Raw genomic sequence first — 24,375 nt, forward strand, 5'->3', positions numbered from 1 at the left:
GGGTACGTGGCCATGAAGGGATGCCCAGCTTCGGTTGGGCGGGGAAGGCGAGTTGGGGGCCGGACTTGAATCGCGCCGGTTCCGCAGCCGGCACGGTAGTCCTCGTAACACGCCGTGCAACTGCGTCTGACGTCGCACGCGGTTGCGACGACCCATGACTCGATGGTCTCGTCGTCCACCGGCGGCCATTACTGGTGCATGGCGATTGCCTCGGCGAAGGCGGAACTCTACGCCGTGAATCAGCGTGCCGGTCGGGCTCGCCGTGCATCCCGCTGCTCCGGCTCGGCCGCGGCCTTGATCGCATCGGTCATATGGCCGGCATCGGTTGTCGCCGCGAACCCTGTCCATCCTGTCGCATGCATGCCAACATGGCCGCGATGTCAGCGGAGATCGATGACATAAGGAGGCACCATGAAGACCGTCACCACATGGTTAACGAGAACCCTCGCCGTCGCCGCGCTGCTTCTCGGCGGGGTCACGCTGGCCGCACCGGCGGCCCAGGCGGCGCCGGCGGCACAGCTGTCCACCTGCGCCAACTCGCCGGTCCCGGCTGGCTACGTCATCTCCGCGATAACGGTGACCAACAGGTGTAACGGCTTCCGCCTCTACACCCTGAACACGCCCTACGACAACGTGATGGCATGCGCCAACTCGCCCATCCCGGACGGATGGGCCATCACCACCGTGACCATGACCAACATGTGTGACGGCTACAAGGCCTTCTCGCTGCACACGCCGGCCAACAACCTGATGGTGTGCGCCAACTCGCCCATACCATCGGGCTACGTCATCACCGCCATAACCATGACGAACATGTGTGACGGCTTCAAGGGCTTCTGGCTGAGCCGGCCGTACAACAACGTTATGGCCTGCGCCAATTCGCCCATTCCCCCCGGCTGGGTCATCGCGGCCATGACGAACACCAATATGTGCGACGGCTATCAGGGGTGGTTCCTGCAGTCCGTGTAGCGGCCTCACCGCGGCGGGCGCCGCCTGACGCGTCGGTTCTCCTCATAACAGGTGCAGGCGTAACGCGGTGCCGTGCCCAGCAACTCCGTCTCTGCCAGGGCCGCTTCGCCGCCCAGGCAGCGCAGCCGGTAGTGCCGGTAGGCGGCTGGGGTGTGCAGGGCGAAGACCCTGGTCTGGTTGTCCCAGGTGAAGGTCTCGTGGGAGCGCTGGTCGGTCGGGGTCCAGTCGTGGCCGTTGTCCGAGCCCTCCAGTACCCAGTCGTGCGGGGCCTTGGTGCGGTCGGCGGGGGAGGTGAGGGTGTAGGAGGTGATCCGGGAGCCGGGTGCCACCTCCAGGGGGGCGGTGGTGAAGGAGGCCGCGGTGCGGGAGGAGCGGTCGGTGAGGGGGGAGCCGTCCGGGACCGTGACATCGGACAGCGGGTCGGGGGCGGAGTCACCGGTGGTGATGGAGGTGGGGCCGGCGTTTTTGCCGGTGGCCCAGGAGGAGGGGCGGGGGCCCATATCGAATTCCAGAGTGCCGCCGGCCGTCACCAGCGAATGCGGAAGTGCCGTGGAACCGAAGGGTTTTCCGTTCACTTTCAGGCCCTGGACATAGATATTGCGGGCGCTGTTGTGCGGGGCCTTGATGACCAGGCTGCGGCCGTTCTCCAGGTGGAGGGTGGCCTTGGTGAAGAGGGGGGAGCCGATGGCGTATTCGGGGCGTCCCATCACCAGCGGATAGAAGCCCAGTGCGCTGAAGACATACCAGGCGGACATCTCGCCGTTGTCCTCGTCGCCGGGGTAGCCCTGGCCGATCTCGCTGCCCAGATAGAGGCGGGAGAGCACCTCGCGGACCTTTTCCTGGGTCTTCCAGGGCTGTCCGGCCGCGTCATAGAGATAGGCGATGTGGTGCGAGGGCTGGTTGCTGTGGCCGTACATGCCCATCCGGACGTCCCGGGCCTCGGTCATCTCATGGATGACGCCGCCATAGGAGCCGGCCACATCGGGGGAGCCGGTCTCGGGGGTGGCGAAGAAGGTGTCCAGCTTTTTCGCCAGGGCGGCGGGCCCGCCGTAGAGGCCGGCCAGGCCATGGGTGTCCTGGGGCACGGTGAAGGCGAAGTTCCAGCCGTTGGTCTCGGTGTAGTCATAGCCCCAGACGCGGGGGTCGTAGTCGGCGGGGGACAGCCGCCAGCTGCCGTCCTCCTTGCGCCCCTGGAAGAAGCCGATGCGCCGGTCGAAGTGGTTGACGTAGTTCTGGGCCCGGTTGAGGAAGTAGTCGGACTCCTCGCGGTAGCGGGTCCGGTGTGTCTTGGCGTAGAGGGCGCGGCCCAGCTGGGCGATGCCGAAGTCGTTGATATAGCCGTCGATGGCCCAGGACATGCCCTCGGGTGTTTTGGTGCTGGTCCAGCCCTGGAAGACGGAGGTGTCCATGCCCTTGCGGCCGGTGCCGGGGTCGGTGGGGCGTACCGTCGCGTTCTTCAGCGCCGCCTGGTAGGCGGTTTCGGCGTCCAGCGGTACGCCCTTGACATAGGCGTCGGCGAAGGCGATGTCCGAACTGGTGCCGGTCATCAGGTCGGCATAGCCGGGGGAGGACCAACGGGCCGTCCAGCCACCGTCCTTGTACTGCTGGAGGAAGCCGTCCGCCATCCTGGCCGCCTGGCCGGGAGCCAGCAGGGAGTACGCGGGCCAGGCGGTGCGATAGGTGTCCCAGAAGCCGTTGTTGACATAGACCTGGCCGTCAACGACCTTGGCGCCGGTATGCGTTGGGGTGGATTCGCCGCGGGGCGGGGAGAAGGGGCTGGCGTACTGGTAGCGGGGCCGGGCGGTGGTACCGGTGTTCTCAAAGGCCGAGTTGGGATAGAGGAAGAGCCGGTAGAGGCTGGAGTAGAGGGTGGTGAGCTGGTCATGGGTGGCGCCCTCCACCTCGATCCGGCCGAGCAGGGCGTCCCAGGCCGCCCGGGCCCGGTCCTGGACCCGGCCGAAGGAGGTACCGGCCGGAATCTCCTGCTCCAGATTGGCCCTTGCCTGGTCGGCGCTGATCAGGGAGGTGGCGATGCGCAGGGTGACGGTGTGGTCCCGGCCGGGGTCGAAGCGCAGATAGCCGGTGACATCGTCACCGCCACCGCCGCGCAGCCGCCCGCCGGCCACCACCGGACGGTCGAAGACACCATGGACGAAGAGGCGTCCGGCGCCCTTGGAGAGATCGCTCCGGACATCGGACCAGCCGCTGAACTCGCCATGGGCCGGGTCCAGGGTCAGACCGCCCTGGTTCTTGACGTTGTCCAGGATGACCGAGGCATTGGCGCCGGGAAAGGTGAAGCGCATCATCGCGGCATGGTCGGTGGGGGTGATCTCCGCCTTGAGCCCGTTGTCGAAGGTGACGCCGTAGTAGTGCGGCCGGGCCGTCTCATGTTCATGGTGGAAGGGCAGGGCGCGGCCGGTGCGGGTGGCGTCCGGCACGCCGCCCGCCGCCGAGGGCATCACCTGGAAGGTCTGCCGGTCGCCCATCCAGGGACTGGGCTGATGGCTCGCGGCGAACGCCTGGATGGTGGGCAGGTTGTCCGCGTTGTTGGCGGCCGCGTACTGGTAGAGCCAGGTGAGTGAGCCGGCGTCGGTCACCGGCGTCCAGAAGTTGAAGCCATGGGGGACGGCGGTGGCGGGGAAGGTGTTGCCCCGGGAGAAGGAGGAGCTGGAGAGGGTGCCCCGGGTGGTCAGGGCGTAGTCCGCGAGGTGGGCCGGGTGCTCCTCGGGCGGGGCGGGGGCCAGCGAGATGTCGTCGATCCAGCCCCGGAAGCTGCCCGGACCGGCGGTGGAGTCATAGGCGACCAGCACCCGGGCCACCGTCTTGCCCGCGGCGACCCGGCCGATGGGCGACTGGCGGTTGTTCCACTGGTTGACATAGAGCGTCTTGGCGTCCGCCTGGCCCTGTGGGGTCAGCGGGGCGCCGTACTGGTCCCGGGCGCCCAGCCGGCTGAGATAGGTGCCATCGGTGAAGGCCAGGTCCACGGCCACATGGGTGGCCGGATAGTGGGGGTCGCGCTCGGGCATGGCCGGGAAGACCTTGTAGGACAGCAGGGTGGTCGCGGTCACCTTGGTGTGTACCGAGAACACCTTGTTGTACGCGTAGGCGTGCCCGCCGCCGGTCTGCCGGCCCGCGTAGCGCAGGGCGTGGGCGCCGGTGAAGCCCGCCCGGGCCTTGGCCGTGGGCGAGCCGGTGGGACCGTGGTCCACATAGGTGCGCATCCCCGCCTGCGGCGGCGGGCCGCTGTCGGCGGTGGCGAACTGCACCTCGGCGAGCTGGGTGAGCCCGTCGCCGTTGTTGTGAGTTATGTCCAGCCGGTACTGCCGGTAGGCGGTGCTGTTGGTGAAGCCGAACTCCCGGGTCTGCAGGCGCTTTGGGAAGTCCTCGCCGGTGCGGGTGTCCAGGGTGGTCCAGGTGTGGCCGTCCTGGGAGCCCTTGAGGGTCCAGTCCCGGGGGTCGCGGCCGGGGGCGTCATTGGCGGAGGTCAGGGCGTACCGTACGGCCGTGACCGGCTCGGAGAGCTCGAATTCCAGCCAGGCGGTCTTTTCGAAGGTCAGCCATTTGGTGCTGATCTCGCCGTCGATCAGGTTCTCCTTGACCTCCCCGCCCGCCCGGTTCTCCCCGCTGGCCCGGACCTCGGTGATCTTGTCATTGACCGAGCCGGGGATGCCGGTGGAGTCGCCGCCGTCGATGCCCCGGGAGAGCGGGCGGCCGTCCGGGCCGGTCTCGGCGGTGTTGCGCCAGTCGGGCCGCGGCTGGCCGGGCTCGAAGGAGGAGCTGAAGCGGTCGGTGGCGGACGGGGCCGGGGAGCGGCCGCCGGAGGCCGTCAGGGCCCCGCTGGGACCGATCTGAGTGACCGTCACCATCAGGGCGGCGGTCAGTAGCGCGGTGGGGCGGGCGAGCAGGCGGCAGCCAGTTCTGAGTCGGTGTCTCATCCCTTGCCTCCCAAGGAAGCTGACAACGTTGTCACCCGAGTTGCGCAATGCCGGAGGAGTGTTGGTGGCGCCCTAAGTAGCTCGTGTGCGGCCAGTGCTGTCAAGGCTCTCGGCGGTGGTGTCGCGGGGTGTCGGCGAGGTCTCAACTAGGGAAAGGCTGAAGGTCAATGGCGCCTCGATCTTGCCCAGTTGAGGCGCGGTGGACTATACCTGTCCCACGTCCGGGGCGACTTGGCACCGTCAGGCCGGACCGGGGGAAGAAGGCGGCGGGCCACCGGGTCCGGGCGCTTCGTCCCGGCGCACACCCAGCACACCAGGCTTCAACCGACCCGCGGTGTCGGGACCTTCGTCGTCGGCGAGTGCAGCACGGGGAGACCGCCACACCGCCTGAGTCCCTCGGGAGGCGAGGACTTGAGCAGCATGGGATCCACCCCGGAATTCGGCCGCCGTGAACTGATCAGGAGGGCCGCGGCGCTCGGTGTGGCCGCGGTGCCCGCGATGGGCCTGCTGAGCGCCTGTGCCAGCGGCGGAGGCGACGACAGCGACAACAAGCAGGTCTCCAAGGGGACCAAGAGCGCCAAGAACCCGCTGGCGGTCAATGAGAAGGCCGCACTGGACGTGGTCATCTTCGACGGCGGCTTCGGCCAGCAGTACGCCAAGGACGCCGAGGCCGAGTACAAGAGGGCCTACCCCTCCGCCGAGGTCAAGCACTCCGCCACCCAGGACATCGCCCCCCAGCTCCAGCCCCGTTTCAATGGCGGCACCCCGCCGGACCTCATTGACAACTCCGGTGCCAAGCAAATGGACATGGGCACCCTGGTCGGCCAGAACCAGCTGACCGATCTCAACGCCCTGCTGGACGCGCCCTCGGTGGACGACCCCGGCAAGAAGGTGCGCGACACCCTGCGTCCGGGTGTGGTGGAGATGGGGCAGTTCGACGGCGACCAGACCTGGATCCTCTATTACGCCTACACCGTCTACGGCGTCTGGTACTCCAAGACCAATCTGGCGAAGCTGGACGCCCAGTACCCCGAGACCTGGGACGAGATGCTCAAGGTCTGTGAGGCGGCCAAGAAGAAGGGCATCGCCGGCTGGACCTACGCGGGCAAGTATCCGTACTACATCCCGTTCAGCCTCTACCCGTTCATCGGCAAGATCGGCGGAGTGGAGGTGCTCAACCGCATCGACAACCTGGAGCCCAACGCCTGGAAGGACCCGGCGGTCAAGGCCGCCTTCGAGGCCTACTACGAGCTCTACCGGAAGGGCTATATCCTCCAGGGCACCCCGGGGCTGGACCACATCCAGTCGCAGACCGCCTGGAACGAGGGCAAGGCGCTGTTCATCCCCAATGGCTCCTGGGTGGAGAACGAGTCCAAGAAGACCACCCCCAAGGACTTCCGGATGGCGGTGGGCGCCCCGTCCAGTCTTGACAAGAACGACAAGCTGCCCTTCGGCACCCTGTGGGCCTCCGGCGGTGAGCCCTTTATCGTGCCCCGGCACGCCAAGAACCCGCAGGGCGGCATGGAGTTGCTGCGCATCATGCTGGGCAGGAAGTCCTCGCAGAACTTCATCAAGGCGGTGTCCTCGCTCACCTCGTTCAATGGCGGGACCGAGGGACTGGTGCTGCCGCCGGGCCTGGCTTCCTGCCAGGAGGCGCTGGACAAGGCGGGCAAGAACGTGCTCAACCCCCGTCTGCAGGACTGGTATGTGGCCCTGGAGAAGGAGAAGATCGGGGTGGGCGCGCTGGGCGAGATGATGGCCGGCCGGCTGACTCCGGACGAGGCCATCAAGAAGATCCAGAAGTTTGCGGACGACACCGCCAGGGACAGCTCGGTCAAGAAGTACAAGCACAAGTAGGGCGGCCATGCAGCACGGTAAGTACCGCTTTATCGCGGGGTTTCTGCTCGTCCCGCTGGCGGTCTACGGAATCTTTGTCATCTCGCCCTTCGTCCAGGCCATCTACTACTCGTTCACCAACTGGACCGGTCTGAGCGGCGACTTCCGGGTGACCGGGCTGGAGAACTACCAACGGCTGTGGCACGACGAGGTGTTCTGGAAGGCCGTGGGTCACAATGTGCTGCTGCTTCTGCTGCTGCCCCTGCTGACGCTGGGTTTGGGGCTGTTCTTCGCCTTTATGCTCAACGTCGGCGGGCGGCGGCGGAAGAACGCGGCGGTGGCCGGGGTCCGCGGCTCCGGCGTCTACAAAATCATCTACTTCTTCCCGCAGGTGCTCTCGCTGGCCATCGTCGCCCTGCTCTTCCAGTTCGCCTACAACCCCAACAGCGGTGCCATCAACTCCTTTCTGAGCGCCATCGGCCTGGACTCGGTGAAGCCCGACTGGCTGGGCGATCCCAAGCTGGCGCTGTGGTGTGTCACCGCGGTGATGGTGTGGAGCAATGTCGGCTTCTATGTGGTGCTGTTCTCGGCCGGCATGGCCTCCATTCCCAAGGACTTCTACGAGGCCGCGCTGCTGGACGGCGCCAACCGGCTGCAGACCTTCTTCCGCATCACCCTGCCGCTGCTGTGGGACACCGTGCAGACCGGCTGGGTCTATATGGGCATCATGGCGCTGGACGGCTTCGCCTTCATCCAGATCATGACCATGGGGCCGGGCGGTCCGGACTACTCCACCGAGCTGCTGTCCTACTACCTCTACACCAAGGCATTCCGTGACGGGCAGGCCGGATACGCCACCACGGTGGGCGTGGCCCTGCTGATCGTCACCATGATTTTCGCGGGCATCGTGATGAAGCTCGGGCGCCGCGAACGGCTGGAGTTCTGATGCCCGTACGGGAGTTGTGATGTCCGTATCCACCGAGACCGAGGCCCCGCAGACCGGACGACCGGTGATCGACTCCCCGCGGGGGCGGCTGGGCAGCGAGGGCCGGGTCCTCAATGTCTTCTCGCACGGCGTCCTGGTGATCTGGGGCCTGATGGTGACCATGCCGCTGCTGTGGGCGGTGATGAGCGCCTTCAAGACGGACAACGAGATCTTCACCTCGCCCTGGTCGCTGCCGAAGAGCCTGCGTTTCGACGCCTGGCGGCGGGCCTGGACCACGGCGCATATGAGCGAGTACTTTCTCAACTCGCTGATTGTGGTGGCCGGTTCACTGGCGGGCACCATGCTGCTGGGGGCGATGGCCGCCTATGTACTGGCCCGTTTCGACTTCCCCGGCAACCGCCTGATCTACTTCCTGTTCATCGGCGGCATGAGCTTTCCGGTCATCCTGGCACTGGTGCCGCTGTTCTTTGTGATGAAGAACATGGAGCTGCTCAACACCTATCCCGGGCTGATCCTGGTCTATATCGCCTATTCGCTGCCCTTCACGGTGTTCTTTCTCACCGGCTTCTTCAGGACGCTGCCCACCGAGGTCGCCGAGGCGGCGCTGATCGACGGGGCCTCGCACTCCCGCACCTTCTTCCAGGTGATGCTGCCCATGGCCAAGCCGGGGCTGATCAGCGTGGGGACCTTCAACTTCCTGGGCCAGTGGAACCAGTACCTGCTGCCCACCGTGCTCAACGTGGGCGACGAGCACAAACGGCTGCTGCCCCAGGGACTGGTGGCACTGGCGGCCAGTCAGCAGTACAAGGGCGACTGGTCCGGGCTGTTCGCCGGGCTGGTGATGGCCATGCTGCCGGTGCTGGGCGCCTATGTGGTCTTCCAGCGGCAGGTGCAGGCGGGGCTGACGGCGGGGTCGCTGAAGTAGCCGGGGATCCGCGCGGGACCGGGCCGTGGTCCGGCCCCCGGGCGGGCGCTCGTACGATGAGGGAACCGCGTAGTCGCCGGGACCGTGTCAGGGCCCTTGACGCGATCTACGCCATGCGGCTGAGCTTAGCTTCAGAGGTTGTAGCAACGACTGGCTCTGCCGTGCCGACGAGGTGGGAGTGAATGGGCGTGGAGACTCCGGGTTCGCAGTCCTCGCTGCACCGGGCCAACCTGGAGCGCGTGGTCCGGGCGGTACGCATGGCGGGCGCGCTCACCCAGGCGGAGATCGCCCGGTCCACCGGGCTGTCCGCGGCCACCGTCTCCAATATCGTGCGGGAGCTGAAGGACAACGGCACCGTCGAGGTGACGCCCACCTCCGCCGGCGGCCGGCGGGCCCGCAGCGTCTCGCTCTCCGGGGACGCCGGGATCGTGGTCGGAGTGGACTTCGGCCACACCCATCTGCGGGTGGCCATCGGCAACCTGGCCCACCGGGTGCTGGCCGAGGAGGCCGAGCCGCTGGATGTGGACGCCTCCGCCGCCCAGGGCCTGGACCGGGCGGAGTTCCTGGTCAAGAGCCTGATCTCGGGCTCGGGCATCAGCCCGCGCAAGATCGTCGGGGTGGGCCTGGGTGTGCCCGGCCCCATCGATGTGGCCTCCGGGGTGCTGGGCTCCACCGCGATCCTGCCGGGCTGGGCCGGCACCAACCCCCGCGACGACCTCGCCGCCCGCCTGGACGTCCCGGTCTACGTGGACAACGATGCCAACCTGGGCGCGCTGGGCGAGCTGGTCTGGGGAGCCGGACGGGGCGCCGCCGACCTGGCGTACATCAAGGTCGCCAGCGGTGTGGGCGCCGGACTGGTGATCAACGGCCAGATCTACCGGGGCCCGGGCGGCACCGCGGGTGAGATCGGGCACATCACCCTGGACGAGTCCGGCCCGGTCTGCCGCTGCGGCAACCGGGGCTGCCTGGAGACCTTCACCGCCAACCGCTATGTGCTGCCCCTGCTGCACTCGGCGCATGGCACCGATCTGACCGTGGCCCGGATGGTGCGCCTGGCCCAGGAGGGGGACGCGGGCTGCCGGCGGGTGATCGCCGACGTGGGACGGCACATCGGCAGCGGCGTGGCCAGCCTGTGCAACCTGCTCAACCCCAGCCGGGTGGTGCTCGGCGGCGATCTGGCGGAATCCGGCGAGCTGGTGCTGGCCCCCATCCGGGAATCGGTCTCCCGCTATGCCATCCCCAGTGCCGCACGGCAGTTGGAGGTGGTGCCCGGTGCGCTGGGCGGCCGCGCCGAGGTGCTGGGCGCGCTGGCCCTGGTGCTGAGCGAAATGGGTGATTCCTCACTGCTGGACGACAGCCTGCCGGCCTGAGACCCAAGGCCCCGACCTGCCCTGTCTCTTGAGTTCACTCAGATAACGAATGGCATCGTTGCCAACTCGAAATCGCTTCACTAGTTGACGCCTCGTTGACGTACGGCTTGACTTCCAGCCACCTCGGCCGCAAGGACGCGGCCTCGTCAGGGAGGTATCCGTAAGTGAACACCCAGTTGCGTCGTGCCCTGGTGGCCGTTGCCGCCGTATCCATGGCCACCTCTATCGCCGCCTGCGGAAAGGCCAAGGAGGCCGGCGGCGGGGAGAAGAAAACCGATGGCAAGGGCTCGCTGACCATCGGCCTGCTGCTGCCGGAGAACCAGACCGCCCGCTATGAGCGCTTCGACAAGCCGCTGATCGAAAAGAAGATCAAGGAACTGGCGGGCACCAGCACCACCGTCCTTTACGAGAACGCCAAGCAGGACGCCTCCGTCCAGCAGCAGCAGGTGGACACCATGATCACCAAGAAGGTCGATGCGCTGATCGTGGACGCGGTGGACGCCAAGTCGATAGCGAGCTCGGTGAAGAAGGCCGCCGACAAGAACATTCCGGTGATCGCCTATGACCGCCTCGCCGAGGGCCCGGTCAAGGCGTACACCTCGGTGGACAATGAGCGGGTCGGCAAGATCCAGGGCGAGGCGCTGCTCAAGGAGCTGGGCGACAACGCCGCCAAGGGCCAGATCGTGATGATGAACGGTTCCATCACCGACCCCAACGCCAAGATGTACAAGGACGGCGCCCACTCCGTGCTGGACGGCAAGGTGAAGATCGGCAAGGAGTACGACACCAAGGAGTGGAAGCCGGAGAACGCCAACGAGAACATGAAGGGCGCCATCTCCTCGCTGGGCAAGGACAACATCGTCGGCGTCTACTCCGCCAACGACGGCATGGCCGGCGGCATCATCACCGCGCTGCACGCGGCCGGCTATGACAAGCTCCCGCCGGTCACCGGCCAGGACGCCGAACTCTCCGCCGTCCAGCGGATCCTGGCGGGCGAGCAGTTCATGAGCGTCTACAAGCCGTACCAGCCGGAGGCCGACGCGGCCGCCACCATGGCCGTCGCCCTGGCCCAGGGCAAGAAGCTGGACTCCATCGCCACCTCCACCGTGGACAGCGGCTCCCAGAAGAAGATCCCCTCGATCATCGTCACCCCGCTCTCGCTGACCAAGGACGACATCGCCAAGTACGTGGGCAAGGAGGGCTTTTACCGCCTCGACGAGATCTGCACGCCCAAGTACAAGGCGCAGTGCGACCAGGCCGGGCTGAAGTAGCACCGGGAAGGAAGTGATCGACATGTCCGCTACGCCGGTACTGGCGTTGCGCGGGGTCTCCAAGCGGTTCGGTGCCGTACAGGCGCTCACCGATGTGGAGTTGGAGATCCATCCCGGTGAAGTCGTCGCCCTGGTCGGGGACAACGGCGCCGGCAAGTCCACCCTGGTCAAGACGATAGCGGGAGTGGGTCCCGCGGACGACGGCGTCATCGAGTGGGAGGGCCGCCCGGTCCGCATCGAACGGCCGCACACCGCCCAGGAGTTGGGCATCGCCACCGTCTACCAGGACCTGGCGCTGTGCGACAACCTCGATGTGGTCGGCAACCTCTTCCTGGGCCGCGAGATCGCACATGCCGGGGTGCTGGACGAGGTGGAGATGGAGCGGCGGGCCCGCGAGCTGCTGGCCACCCTCTCCATCCGGATCCCCAGTGTGCGCATCCCGGTGGCCGCGCTCTCCGGCGGCCAGCGGCAGACCGTGGCCATCGCCCGCTCGCTGCTGGGCGAGCCCAAGGTGGTCATCCTGGACGAGCCCACCGCCGCCCTGGGCGTGGAACAGACCGCCCAGGTGCTGGACCTGGTGGAGCGGCTGCGCGAGCGGGGCCTGGGGGTGATCCTCATCAGCCACAACATGGCCGACGTCAAGGCGGTCGCGGACCGGGTGGCGGTGCTGCGGCTGGGCCGTAACAACGGCACCTTCGAGGTGCGCAGCACCTCCCAGGAAGAGATCATCTCGGCCATCACCGGCGCCACCGACAACGCTGTCACCCGCCGTAAGGCCCGCACCGCGGAGGCGAGCAAGTGAGCACCGACCTGACCCCCGAGGACGCCGTGACGGTGCCCCCGGCCGACCCCCGGCTGCTGGTCCGCGAGGCCGGATTCGCCGGGTACTGGCAGGAGTTCGCCCGCAAGCTGCGCAGCGGCGAGCTGGGCTCGCTGCCGGTGGTTGTCGGGCTGATAGTGATCTGCCTGGTCTTCCAGCTCCAGGACAGTGCCTTCCTGGGCGCGGAGAACCTGTCGAATCTGTTTGTCACCGCGGCCGGCACCGGCCTGATCGCGGTCGGCATCGTCTTTGTGCTGATCCTGGGCGAGATCGACCTCTCGGTGGGCTCGGTGAGCGGGCTGGCCGCGGCGGTGTTCGCGGTGCTCAACATCAAACACGGCATGCCCGAGTGGTCGGCGCTGATCCTCGCCCTGCTCACCGGCACGGTGGCCGGCGCCCTGCACGGCTTCTTCTTCGCCCGCATCGGGGTGCCCGCCTTTGTGGTCACCCTGGCCGGCCTGCTGGGCTGGAACGGACTGATGCTCCAGGTGCTGGGCTCCAACGGCACCATCAACCTGGACGACTCCGGCCTGGTGGCGGACCTGACCAACTACTACTTCAGCGACGTCGCCGCCGCCTACGGCCTGGCCACCCTGGCCGTGCTCGGCTACTTCCTGGCCGCCCTGCGGGACGCCCGGCGGCGCGAGGCGGCCGGGGTGCCCAGCCGGGCCCCGAGCGAGCTGGCGGTGCGTACGGCGGCGCTGGCGGTGCCCGCCTATGCCGCGGCCTGGCTGTTCAACCAGTACAAGGGCCTGCCGCTGGCTGTGGTGATCTTCGTTGGTGTGGTGGTGGTCTTCGACCTGGTGCTGCGCCGCACGTCCTATGGCCGCAAGGTGTTCGCCCTGGGCGGCAGCGTGGAGGCGGCGCGCCGGGCGGGCATCAATGTCCCGCTGGTGCGGATGTCGGTGTTCGCGCTGTCGGGGACCATGGCGGCGCTCGGCGGGATGTTCCTGGCCTCGCAGATCAACGCGGCCAACCAGTCCTCGGGCGCGGGCAGCCTGCTGATGAACGCCATCGCGGCGGCGGTGATCGGCGGTACGAGCCTGTTCGGCGGCCGGGGCAAGACCTGGTCGGCGCTGCTGGGTGTGCTGGTGATCCAGTCGATCGCCTCCGGGATGGCGCTGCTGGGCATCGCCTCCGCGGTGCAGTACATGATCACGGGTGCGGTGCTGCTGGCGGCGGTGGTGATCGACTCGGTCTCGCGCCGCACGCAGAAGACGGCGGGGCGGGCGTAGCACCTCTCCGGCGGCTCGTGCCGCGCCGCCGGGTGCGTCCGGGTGGGGCGCCCCCGCGCCGCGGACACGTTTCATGTGCGGGCCGTCTTGGGCTGGTCGCGCCCACGCGGCGGAGCCGCAAATCTCATACGCCCCGCGCCCCTAAGTGGTGCGGCCCAAAAGGAAGTTGGGGCCCGGACCGTGTCAACGGTCCGGGCCCCAACCATAAGGGGCGCGGGGAACTGCGCGAACGGCCACGGACGGCCCGCAGCCGCCCAACTGCCTACCTGCTAACTCACCTTGAGCGCGGTGTCGTCGATGACAAAGCTCGTCGCACCGTTACCGTTCTCCGTGCCGGTGAACTTCAGGGTCACCTTCTGCCCCGCGTACGAGGACAGGTCCACGGTCTTCTGCACATAACCGCCGGCGTCCAGGTTGGACCAGGTGCCCGCAGAGCCGGAGTTCGCGGTGAGCTTGAGCGTGTCGTCCGCCGTGGCGGAGGACTTCTCCGTGTCCACCAGCAGCCAGAAGCTCAGCGTGGCGTGGCAGCCGGCCGGGATGGTGACGGTCTGCGCCAGGGTGTCGGTGTGCCGTGAGCCATAGCCGTCCAGCCATGCCTTCCAGCTGCCGGAGTGGGCGGGCTCCGAGGAGCTGTTGTCGATCACTCCGGAGGTGGCGGTCCAGGGGGCCGCGCTGCCGGTCTCGAAGCCGGGGTTGCCCAGCAGCTGGGCCGGGGTGCAGCCGCCGCCCTGGCCGGTGACGGTCCAGGTGAAGGACGCGCTGCCGCTGGCCTTGGTGGAGTCCTGGGCGGTCACCGTGACGTTGTAGCTGCCCGCCGTGGTGGGCTTGCCGCTGATCAGGCCGGAGGAGCTGATGGACAGCCCGGGCGGAAGCCCGGCGGCCGAGTAGGTCAGCGACTGGCCGGTGTCCGAGTCGGTGGCCTTGATCTGCAAGGACACCGTGGAGCCCACGGTGCTGGACTGGTTGCCGGGGCTGGTCACCTTGACCGTGTTGCCGCCGGTGGAGCCGCCGGCGGCGAAGGCGGCGGTGCCATTGGGGGTGCCCAGGCCGGTCGGGCCGTCATAGCCGGGGCCGGTGGTGCACAGATACGCCGGGGTGCAGCTGCCGTTGGCGCCGGTGGTGACGTCGTTGAGCGCCTCGGGGTGGGCGTAGGGGTACGAGGCCGGATAGCTGCCCGCGGCCGGGGTGCCGGCCAGGGCGTAGACGGCCGCGATGATCGGCGAGGAGGCGCTGGTACCGCCGTAGACGTTCCAGCCGCCGGACTGGTAGCTGTCGTAGACGGCCAGGCCGGTGGCCGGGTCGGCGACGGCCGAGACATCGGCGACGGTCCGCTTGGCGCAGCCGGTGTCCTTCTGCCAGGAGGGCTTGGAGTCGTACTGGGAGCAGCCGGAGCCCGCGCCCTGCCCGCCGGAGCTGGAGCCCCAGGCCGATTCGGTCCAGCCGCGGGCGTTGCTCGCCCTGCTGAGCGAGGTGCCGCCGACGGCGGTGACGTACTGCGAGGCGGCCGGGTACTCCACGCCATAGCCGCTGTCACCGGAGCTGACGGTGATGGCGACGCCGGGGTGGTCGAAGTAGCTGCTGTCCGAGGTGGGGTCGGTGGCGTCCTCGGGGCCGCCATAGCTGTTGGAGACGTACTTGGCGCCCATGGCCACCGCGCGGTTCACCGCGGCACCCAGGTCGTTCATGCTGTTGCTGTTGGCCTCGACCAGCAGGATGTGGCACTGCGGGCAGACCGCGCTGACCATGTCCACGTCCAGCGAGATCTCCCCGGCCCAGCCGGAGTCCGCGGTGGGGTAGCTGCTGCCGCCGTTCTGGTCGGCCTTGGTGAAGCAGCCGTTGGCCGTGGTGCAGGCGGGCAGGCCGTACTGGGACCGGTAGGTGGCCAGGTCCTGCTCGGCGCTGGGGTCGTCATAGGCGTCCACGATGGCGACCGTGGTGCCGGCTCCGGCTCCGGCCGGCAGCGCGTAGGCGCTCTGCAGGTCGGAGGGGCCGTAGCCGGAGGGCAGGATGTCGTGGCCCAGGCTCAGGTGCTGCCTGACGTCGGTACGGGCCAGGGCCAGGCAGGACATCCGGCGGGGCTGGGTGCTCTGGGAGCACAGGTGCCGGGCCTTGGCGCCGCCCGGGGTGGGGGCCGAGGCCGAGGCGGGGGAGGCGGCCAGCAGGCCGCCGGTCACCAGCGCGGCCAGCGACAGCAGTGCCGTCGTGGTGCCGGTGAGCCGTCTGGAGCCGAAGGATCTCTTCGTCTGCACGGAAGTGCCCTCCATGGGGGGTTGATGAAGCATGAGGGTGTCGTGCGCATGACAATCTTCGGTGGAGGAACGCCACCCCGGTGGGCGGTGGCTTTGCGTTGAACGTAGCGACGGCCGTTCCTGGCCGACAAGCGAAGGAACGGCAAAGGCTTGCTATCGCCCGGCACCGGGTGCCACTGGGCCGATCGCATGAGCCGGGCGGGCATCACCCGGACAACGGCGGGCCGGACGGAACATTAGACTCGACGGACCGGCCACGTCCGACAGCTAAAGGAGGCACGGGTGGCGCTGCTGACCCGCATCAGGGGACCGCGCGATCTCGACCGGCTGAGCCCCGAGCAGCTCGACCGGCTCGCCGCCGAGATCAGGTCCTTCCTTGTCGATGCAGTCTCCAAGACCGGCGGACACCTCGGGCCCAACCTCGGTGTGGTGGAGCTGACCATCGCGCTGCACCGGGTGTTCGACTCCCCCAAGGACAAGGTGCTCTTCGACACCGGGCACCAGGCATATGTCCACAAGCTGCTCACCGGCCGGCAGGACTTCTCCCGGCTGCGCGGCAAGGACGGCCTCTCCGGCTACCCCTCGCGCGCCGAGTCCGAGCACGACGTCATCGAGAACAGCCATGCCTCCACCGTGCTCAGCTGGGCCGACGGCCTGGCCAAGGCCAATCAGGTGCTGGGCCATGACGACCGTCATGTCGCCGCGGTGATCGGTGACGGAGCGCTCACCGGCGGCATGGCCTGGGAGGCGCTCAACAACATCGCGGTCGCCAAGGACCGTCCGCTGGTGATCGTGGTCAATGACAACGAGCGCTCCTACGCCCCCACCATCGGCGGGCTGGCCAACCATCTGGCCACCCTGCGCACCACCGACGGCTATGAGCGCTTCCTGGCCCGCGGCAAGGACCTGCTGGAGCGCACCCCGGTGGTCGGCAAGCCGCTCTATGAGACGCTGCACGGCGCCAAGAAGGGCCTCAAGGACTTCATCGCCCCCCAGGGCATGTTCGAGGATCTGGGCCTGAAGTACGTGGGCCCCATCGACGGCCATGACATCGAGGCCCTGGAGTCGGCGCTGCAGCGCGCCAAGCGCTTCAACGGCCCGGTCATCGTGCACTGCCTCACCCAGAAGGGCCGCGGCTACAAGCCCGCCGAGCAGCACGAGGGCGACCGCTTCCACGGCATCGGCGTCATCCACCCGGACACCGGCCTGCCGGTCTCGGCCGGCGGCGCCAGCTGGACCTCGGTCTTCGGCGAGGAGATGGTCAAGCTCGGGCACGAGCGCCCGGACATCGTGGCCATCACGGCCGCCATGATGCAGCCGGTAGGCCTGGGCCAGTTCGCCAAGGAGTTCCCCGACCGGGTCTATGACGTGGGCATCGCCGAGCAGCACGCGGCCACCTCGGCCGCCGGCCTGGCCACCGGCGGACTGCACCCGGTCTTCGCGGTCTACGCCACCTTCCTCAACCGTGCCTTCGACCAGGTGCTGATGGATGTCGCCCTGCACAAGTGCGGGGTGACCTTCGTCCTGGACCGGGCCGGGGTCACCGGTGACGACGGTGCCTCGCACAACGGCATGTGGGACATGTCCATCCTCCAGGTGGTGCCGGGCCTGCGGATCGCCGCCCCGCGCGACGCCGACCAGGTCCGCGCCCAGCTCCGCGAGGCCGTCGAGGTCAAGGACGCGCCCACCGTGGTGCGCTACTCCAAGGGCACCGTGGGCCCGGCGGTGGAGGCGGTCGGCCGGATCGGCGGCATGGACGTCCTGCGCCGCCCCGACGGGGAGGACGCGGACGTCCTGGTCGTCTCCGTCGGAGCCCTGGCCCCGATGTGCCTGGAGATCGCCGACCTGCTGGACAAGCAGGGCATCTCCACCACCGTGGTGGACCCGCGCTGGGTCAAGCCGGTCGATGAGGAGCTGCCGGGCCTGGCCCAGCGGCACCGGGTGGTGGTCACGGTCGAGGACAACGGCCGTACCGGAGGCGTCGGTTCGGCCATCGCCCAGGCGCTGCGCGACGCGGGCGTGGACGTCCCGCTGCGCGACTTCGGCATTCCGCAGCGTTTCCTGGACCACGCCTCCCGCAAGGAGGTCATGGCCGAGATCGGGCTCACCGCCCCCGACATCGCCCGCCAGGTCACCGGCCTGGTGGCCAGGCTGGACGGCCGCTTCGAGGAGGCCGACGAGGTGACGGCCGAGGCCGTCCGCGACTGACCCCTTACGCATCGGCCCGGGGCCGGCGGGAACACCCCTTATCAGGGTGGTCCGGCCGGCCCCTTGGCATGCGGCCGCCTGCCCTCCATCGGGTGAATCCCGCAGGGGGAGGCTGTGGCCGCCGTATCCCGGCCCGGATCATCGCGGACACTCGCTCAGTTCGGAACGAGGACCACACAGGCACGCCGAGCAGGTGGAGGTGACCCCGGTGAGCACAGAGCGATCCGCCCGGAGCGGCCGAGGCCGGAACGGGCTGTTCCGGACCAAGACGGTCGAGGAATCCATCCGTGACACCGAAGAGCCGGAACACGCGCTGAAGAAGTCCCTCTCCGCCCTCGATCTCACCGTCTTCGGGGTCGGAGTGGTCATCGGCACCGGCATCTTCGTGCTCACCGGCAAGGTGGCCAAGGAGAACGCCGGCCCCTCGGTGGCCCTGTCCTTCGTCCTGGCCGGCATTGTCTGCGCGCTGGCGGCGCTGTGCTACGCGGAGTTCGCCTCCACGGTGCCGGTGGCCGGGTCCGCCTACACCTTCTCCTATGCCTCACTGGGCGAACTGCCCGCCTGGATCATCGGCTGGGACCTGATCCTGGAACTCGCCCTGGGCTGTGCGGTGGTCTCGGTCGGCTGGTCCGGCTATATCCGCTCGCTGCTGGACACCGCGGGCTGGCATCTGCCCGCCGCGCTCAGCGGCGCGCACAACGGGAAGTTCGGCTTCGACCTGCTGGCCTGTGTGCTGGTGCTGCTGCTCACCGCCATCCTGGTGGCCGGGATGAAGCTCTCCTCCCGGGTGACCGCGGTGGTGGTCGGGGTGAAGGTCACCGTGGTGCTGATCGTGATCATCGCGGGGTCGTTCTTCATCAAGGGCGCCAACTACCATCCCTTTATTCCGCCTTCGAAGAGCAGCACCGGCGGCAATGGGCTCTCCGCACCGCTGATGCAGCTGATGTTCGGGTTCACCCCGTCCAACTTCGGGCTGATGGGCATCTTCGCGGCGGCCGCGGTGGTCTTCTTCGCCTTCATCGGTTTTGACATCGTGGCCACCGCCGCCGAGGAGACCCACAATCCCCAACGGGACGTCCCCCGCGGCATTCTGGGCTCGCTGGCCATCTGCACGGTGCTCTATGTGGCGGTGTCCATCGTGGTCACCGGCATGCAGAAGTACAGCATGCTCACCGTGGACGCCCCGCTGGCCGACGCCTTCAAGGCGGTCAACCACCCGTTCTGGGCCGGGCTGATCAGCTTTGGCGCGGTGGTCGGCCTGACCTCGGTGTGCATGATCCTGCTGCTCGGCCAGAGCCGGGTGTTCTTCGCCATGAGCCGGGACGGGCTGCTGCCCCGCTTCTTCTCCACCGTGCACCCCCGGTTCGGCACCCCCTACCGCTCCACCATCGCGCTGGGTGTGGTGGTCGCCGTGGTCGCCGGTTTCACCTCCATCGATGTACTGGCCGAACTGGTCAATATCGGCACGCTGTTCGCGTTTGTCGTGGTGGCGCTGGGGGTGGTCATCCTGCGCCGTACCCGGCCGGATCTGCCGCGGGCCTTCCGAACCCCGTTCGTTCCGGTGGTGCCGGTGCTCTCGGTGCTGGCCTCGTTCTGGCTCATGCTCAACCTGCCCGCGGAGACCTGGGTGCGGTTCGCGGTGTGGATGGTGCTGGGCGTGGTGGTCTACTTCCTCTACGGGCGGCGGCACAGCCGGGTGGGCGCCACGGATCTCCCGTAGCACAGCTCCCGTAGCGCGCAATTCGGCCGGAATTCCCGGGCGGGCGCGGAATGTTATCGTCGTGGGTCGGAAAATGTCGATGAAACGGCTCCGCGGAATGCGGAATTGGCCCGCGAGGAAGGCTGGCAGCGAGTCATGGCAGTGCGGACGGCCACCCCCACCACCGGCTGGTTGATGCGGGGAAAGGACGGCCGGCTGACGGCCTACGCGCCCGCCGAAGGCGGCCTGTTGCGCTGGACGGAGACCCGGCCCGGCGGCCCGGAATGGAGCGGGCCGGAGCAGCTGGTGGTGCCCGGCCTGGAGCCCTGTCTGTCCATATCGCAGACCTCCAAGGGCTATGTGTACCTCACCGGGGTGCGCACCCGGACCGCCGATGACGGGCGCACCATCACCGAGGTCGTCTACGCCACCCAGTTCCAGTCCGGCCGCGCGCCGACCCCCTGGCGGTCCATTGGCACCCCCTACGGCCAGGACTGGGACCGGGCCGCGAAGATCGGCGCACCCACCGCCGTGGTGGACGCCACCGGCCTGCGGGTCTTCATCCGCAACGCCGGCGGCGGGGTGTGCGGGCGGGCCCAGGACGCCAAGGGCGTCTGGGGGCCCTGGACCGATATGAAGGGCAGCAATGTCCTGGACACCCTCTCGGCGGCCGCCGATGAGAACGGCCGGGTGGAGCTGCTCGCCCTGACCGACGGCTTTGTCCAGAGCTGGCGGCAGGAGCAGCCGGGCGGGGAGCTGCGCCGGGTGCGCAATATCGCGGCCAAGCCGCTGGCTGGTTCATCGGCCGTGGCACCGGTGGGCGGCGGCCGCCTGGCGCACTTCTGGCGGGCGGCGGCGGATGGGCGGCTGTTTGTCCATACCCCCGACCCGGCGGCCGATCCGGACGCCGAGGCCCGGCCCGGCCCCGCGCCGCTGGGCTCCCTGGCACATGGCGGCACCGGGCCGGTGGCGGTGCTGCGCACCCCCATCGACGGCCAGGACTGCACCGTCCTCGCCCAGCGCGCCGCCTCCGGCCTGCCCGCTGTGGCCGCGTACCCGACCGGGGAGAGCCCGGCGCTGGCCGAGTGGTCCGAAACCGGCGAGGAGTGCGTGGGTGCTCCCGCTCTGGCCCTGGACGCGCAGGGCCTGATCGTGCTGGCGGCCCTGGGCGCCGACGGCGCCCTGCGGGTGGCCCGCCAGCGGGCGGGCGAGCGGGGGCTGTCCCTGGGGCACTGGGTACGCGCCTAGCGCCCCGGGCGCTGCCCTCGCCGGGCCGGGTGCGGGTTGTGTGTGGCTCGTCGCGCAGTTCCCCGCGCCCCTGAGAGGGCGCCACCGTCGTCTTCACAGTGCGGGCCGTGCGTGGCTGGTCGCGCAGTTCCCCGCGCCCCAACGGGGCGCCCCGTCCCTCCAGGGGCGCGAGGAACTGCGCGAGCGGCCACAGACGATCCGCACCCGGCAACGCAACGCCAAGGGCCGCTCGCCCGGGGTGCAACCCCATGGCGAGCGGCCCCGCAGAGCACTCGGCACCGTCAGGCGACCGGCACGCTCGCAACCCCCGGCTCAAGGAACCGCTTGCCGTTGACCCGCTCCGAGACACCCTCCCGATCCAGGTACGGCGTGATCCCGCCCAGGTGGAAGGGCCAGCCCGCACCCGTGATCAGGCAGAGGTCGATGTCCTGGGCCTCGGCGACGATGCCCTCGTCCAGCATCAGACCGATCTCCTGGGCCACCGCGTCCAGCACCCGGTCGCGCACCTGCTCCTCGGTGAGGACCACATCGCCCTGCTCCAGCAGCGCCAGCACCTCCGGGTCCACCTCCGGCTTGCCGGAGTCGTAGACATAGAAGCCGCGCTTGCCGGCCTTGACCACCGCCGCCAGGTTCGGCGAGACCTTGAAGCGGTCCGGGAAGGCCCCGTGCAGGGTCTCCGAGACATGCAGACCGATGGCCGGGCCGACCAGCTCCAGCAGCACCAGCGGGGACATCGGCAGACCGAGCGGCTCGATGGCCTTCTCCGCGGTCTCGATCGGCGTGCCCTCGTCGATGATGTTCTGGATCTCGCCCATGAAGCGGGTCAGGATCCGGTTGACCACAAACGCCGGGGCGTCCTTGACCAGCACCGCCGTCTTCTTCAGCGACTTGGCCACCGCGAAGGCCGTGGCCAGCGCCGCGTCATCGGTGCGCTCGCCGCGCACGATCTCCAGCAGCGGCAGCACCGCCACCGGGTTGAAGAAGTGGAAGCCCACCACCCGCTCGGGGTGCTTGAGCTTGGACGCCATCTCGGAGACCGACAGCGAGGAGGTGTTGGTGGCCAGGATGGTGTGCTCCGGCACCACCGCCTCGACCTCGGCGAACACCTGCTGCTTGACGCCCATCTCCTCGAAGACGGCCTCGATCACAAAGTCCGCGTCACCGAAGGCGGCGGCCTTGTCCAGGGAGCCGGAGACCGCGCCCTTGAGCCGGTTGGCCTTGTCCTGGTTGATCCGGCCCTTGGCCAGCAGCTTGTCGATCTCGCCGTGGACATAGCCCACGCCCTTGTCGATGCGCTCCTGGTCGATGTCGGTGAGCACCACCGGCACCTCCAGGCGGCGCAGGAACAGCAGCGCCAGCTGGGAGGCCATCAGACCGGCGCCCACCACGCCCACCTTGGTGACCGGACGGGCCAGCGACTTGTCCGGCGCCCCGGCCGGCCGCTTGGCGCGCTTCTGCACCAGGTTGAACGCATAGATGCCGCTGCGCAGTTCGCCGCCCATGATGAGGTCGGCCAGCGCCTGGTCCTCGGCGTCGAAGCCCTGGCGCAGGTCGCCGTTCTTCGCCGCGGAGATGATGTCCAGCGCGCGGTAGGCGGCGGGGGCCGCACCGTGCACCTTGGCGTCGGCGATGGCCCGGCCGCGCTCCACGGCCAGGTCCCAGGCCTCGCCGCGGTCCACCTCGGCCCGTACCACCTCGGTGTCGCCGCGGAGGACCGAGGCGGTCCAGTCCAGCGAGCGCTCCAGGAAGTCGGCGCCCTCGAACAGCGCGTCCGCGATGCCGAGTTCAAAGACCTGCTTGCCCTTGAGCTGGCGGTTCTGGTTGAGCGAGTTCTCGATGATCACGCTCACCGCGCGGTCCGCGCCGATCAGGTTGGGCAGCAGCGCACAGCCGCCCCAGCCCGGCACCAGGCCCAGGAAGACCTCGGGCAGCGAGAAGGCGGGCACCGCGGCCGAGACCGTGCGGTAGGTGCAGTGCAGACCGACCTCGACGCCGCCGCCCATGGCCGCGCCGTTGTAGTACGCGAAGGTGGGTACCGCCAGCGCGGAGAGCCGCTTGAAGACATCGTGGCCGCCCTTGCCGATGGCCAGCGCGTCCTCGTGGCGGGCCAGCAGCTCAACGCCCTTGAGGTCGGCGCCGACCGCGAAGATGAACGGCTTGCCGGTGATGCCCACACCGACGATCTCGCCGGCCTTGGCCTCCGCCTCGACCTGGTCGAGCGCGGTGTTCAGGTTGGCCAGCGACTGCGGGCCGAAGGTGGTCGGCTTGGTGTGGTCGAAGCCGTTGTCCAGCGTGATCAGCGCGAACCGGCCCGCGCCGTGCGGGAGTTCCAGGTGCCGGACATGCGCCTGGGTGACGACCTCGCCCGGGAACAGCTCGGCCGCACCCTTCAACAGCTCGGTGGTGGTGCTCACTTGGTGCCTCCGACGAAGTGGGGGTTCTCCCAGATGACCGTGCCGCCCATGCCGAAGCCGACACACATCGAGGTGATGCCATAGCGGACCTGCGGCTGCTCCTCGAACTGCCGGGCCAGCTGGGTCATCAGACGCACACCGGAGGAGGCCAGCGGGTGGCCGAAGGCGATGGCGCCGCCGTACTGGTTGACCCGGGGGTCGTCATCGGCGATCCCGTAGTGGTCCAGCAGCGAGAGCACCTGGACCGCGAAGGCCTCGTTGATCTCGAACAGGCCGATGTCCTCGATGGACAGCCCCGCCTTGGCCAGCGCCTTCTCTGTGGCCGGCACCGGGCCGATGCCCATGACCTCCGGCTCCACACCGGCGAAGGCGTACGACACCAGGCGCATCTTCACCGGCAGGCCCAGCTCGCGGGCCACGTCCTCGGCGGCGATCAGGGAGGCGGTGGCACCGTCGTTGAGACCGGCGGAGTTGCCCGCGGTGACCCGGCCGTGCGGACGGAAGGGGGTCTTCAGTGACTGCAGACCCTCCAGCGTGGTGCCCGGCCGCATCGGCTCGTCGGCGGTGGCCAGGCCCCAGCCGGTCTCCCCGCCCTCGGGGGAGGTACGGCGCACCGAGACCGGCACCAGGTCGGCCTGGATCTTGCCGTCGGCGTACGCCTTGGCGGCCTTCTCCTGGCTGCGCACCGCGTACTCGTCGGCGCGCCGCTTGGTGATGTGCGGCAGGCGGTCGTGCAGGTTCTCCGCGGTCATGCCCATGAACAGGGCCGACTCGTCCACCAGCTTCTCGGAGACAAAGCGCGGGTTGGGGTCCACGCCCTCGCCCATGGGGTGGCGGCCCATGTGCTCCACACCGCCGGCCAGCGCGATGTCGTACGCGCCCAGCGCCACCCCGCCGGAGACCGAGGTCACCGCGGTCATGGCGCCCGCGCACATACGGTCGATGGAGTAGCCGGGCACCGACTGCGGCAGGCCGGCCAGGATGCCCGCGGTACGGCCCAGGGTCAGGCCCTGGTCGCCGATCTGGGTGGTGGCGGCGATGGCGACCTCGTCGATCCGGGCCGGGTCCAGGTCCGGGTTGCGCCGCAGCAGCTCCCGGATGCACTTGACGACCAGGTCGTCGGCGCGGGTCTCGTGGTAGATGCCCTTCGGGCCCGCCTTGCCGAACGGGGTGCGGACGCCGTCGACAAAGACGACATCCCTAGCGGTACGAGGCACGTTGGCTCTCCTCCAGGTGCGGATCGCTGCGCG

At 69.0% G+C, this 24,375-nt stretch carries 15 protein-coding genes; 11 read left to right on the forward strand and 4 right to left on the reverse strand.

Translation table 11 applies throughout. The features are described 5' to 3' along the window. Window positions 1-411: 411 nt before the first annotated feature. Window positions 412-969, forward strand: a complete 558-nt coding sequence (locus CV755_RS05985; protein ID WP_109279107.1) for a hypothetical protein — start codon at window positions 412-414, stop codon at window positions 967-969. A 5-nt stretch (window positions 970-974) separates the two neighbouring features. Here the strand turns inward: CV755_RS05985 and CV755_RS05990 are convergent, their stop codons facing one another. Then, complete coding sequence (locus CV755_RS05990) at window positions 975-4,904, reverse strand: GH92 family glycosyl hydrolase (RefSeq protein WP_109279108.1); 3,930 nt, start codon at window positions 4,902-4,904, stop codon at window positions 975-977. Window positions 4,905-5,324: 420 nt separating this feature from the next. Between CV755_RS05990 and ngcE the strand changes: the two genes are divergently transcribed. The 7 genes from ngcE to CV755_RS06025 all read left to right on the forward strand — a co-directional run bounded on the left by ngcE (window position 5,325) and on the right by CV755_RS06025 (window position 13,307). Next, window positions 5,325-6,761 (forward strand): N-acetylglucosamine/diacetylchitobiose ABC transporter substrate-binding protein, encoded by a 1,437-nt coding sequence (ngcE, locus tag CV755_RS05995; RefSeq protein WP_109279109.1) that lies wholly within the window; start codon window positions 5,325-5,327, stop codon window positions 6,759-6,761. Between the two features lie 7 nt (window positions 6,762-6,768). After that, window positions 6,769-7,686 (forward strand): carbohydrate ABC transporter permease, encoded by a 918-nt coding sequence (locus CV755_RS06000; protein WP_109279110.1) that lies wholly within the window; start codon window positions 6,769-6,771, stop codon window positions 7,684-7,686. A gap of 19 nt (window positions 7,687-7,705) precedes the next feature. Next, entirely contained in the window at window positions 7,706-8,611 is a 906-nt protein-coding gene (locus CV755_RS06005) for a carbohydrate ABC transporter permease (RefSeq protein WP_109279111.1), read from the forward strand. Between the two features lie 188 nt (window positions 8,612-8,799). Then, entirely contained in the window at window positions 8,800-9,981 is a 1,182-nt protein-coding gene (locus tag CV755_RS06010) for an ROK family transcriptional regulator (RefSeq protein WP_338323623.1), read from the forward strand. Window positions 9,982-10,145: 164 nt separating this feature from the next. Further along, window positions 10,146-11,252, forward strand: coding sequence for a substrate-binding domain-containing protein (locus CV755_RS06015; RefSeq protein ID WP_193553360.1), 1,107 nt, complete (start codon window positions 10,146-10,148; stop codon window positions 11,250-11,252). 22 nt (window positions 11,253-11,274) lie between these two features. Beyond that, window positions 11,275-12,054: an ATP-binding cassette domain-containing protein gene (locus CV755_RS06020; protein ID WP_109279113.1), complete on the forward strand. Its 780-nt coding sequence runs from the start codon at window positions 11,275-11,277 to the stop codon at window positions 12,052-12,054. Next, complete coding sequence (locus tag CV755_RS06025; RefSeq protein WP_109279114.1) at window positions 12,051-13,307, forward strand: sugar ABC transporter permease; 1,257 nt, start codon at window positions 12,051-12,053, stop codon at window positions 13,305-13,307. Before CV755_RS06020 ends, CV755_RS06025 begins: the two co-directional genes overlap by 4 nt. Window positions 13,308-13,576: 269 nt before the next feature. Here CV755_RS06025 and CV755_RS06030 read toward each other — a convergent pair whose 3' ends face one another. Beyond that, entirely contained in the window at window positions 13,577-15,376 is a 1,800-nt protein-coding gene (locus CV755_RS06030; RefSeq protein WP_435881530.1) for a putative Ig domain-containing protein, read from the reverse strand. A 462-nt stretch (window positions 15,377-15,838) separates the two neighbouring features. On the opposite strand from CV755_RS06030, the gene dxs reads away from it, so the two are divergent. The 3 genes from dxs to CV755_RS06045 all read left to right on the forward strand — a co-directional run bounded on the left by dxs (window position 15,839) and on the right by CV755_RS06045 (window position 20,711). Continuing rightward, window positions 15,839-17,764, forward strand: coding sequence for a 1-deoxy-D-xylulose-5-phosphate synthase (gene dxs / locus CV755_RS06035; RefSeq protein ID WP_109279116.1), 1,926 nt, complete (start codon window positions 15,839-15,841; stop codon window positions 17,762-17,764). A 208-nt stretch (window positions 17,765-17,972) separates the two neighbouring features. Beyond that, window positions 17,973-19,484, forward strand: coding sequence for an amino acid permease (locus CV755_RS06040; RefSeq protein WP_109279253.1), 1,512 nt, complete (start codon window positions 17,973-17,975; stop codon window positions 19,482-19,484). Window positions 19,485-19,619: 135 nt separating this feature from the next. Beyond that, complete coding sequence (locus tag CV755_RS06045; RefSeq protein WP_109279117.1) at window positions 19,620-20,711, forward strand: PLL family lectin; 1,092 nt, start codon at window positions 19,620-19,622, stop codon at window positions 20,709-20,711. A 281-nt stretch (window positions 20,712-20,992) separates the two neighbouring features. Here the strand turns inward: CV755_RS06045 and CV755_RS06055 are convergent, their stop codons facing one another. Then, on the reverse strand, window positions 20,993-23,125 hold the full coding sequence (locus CV755_RS06055; protein WP_109279119.1) for a 3-hydroxyacyl-CoA dehydrogenase NAD-binding domain-containing protein: 2,133 nt from the start codon (window positions 23,123-23,125) through the stop codon (window positions 20,993-20,995). Beyond that, complete coding sequence (locus CV755_RS06060; protein ID WP_109279120.1) at window positions 23,122-24,342, reverse strand: thiolase family protein; 1,221 nt, start codon at window positions 24,340-24,342, stop codon at window positions 23,122-23,124. Before CV755_RS06060 ends, CV755_RS06055 begins: the two co-directional genes overlap by 4 nt. Window positions 24,343-24,375: the final 33 nt, after the last annotated feature.

The sequence above is a fragment of the Streptomyces orinoci genome (assembly GCF_003121295.1).
Lineage (GTDB): Bacteria > Actinomycetota > Actinomycetes > Streptomycetales > Streptomycetaceae > Streptomyces > Streptomyces orinoci.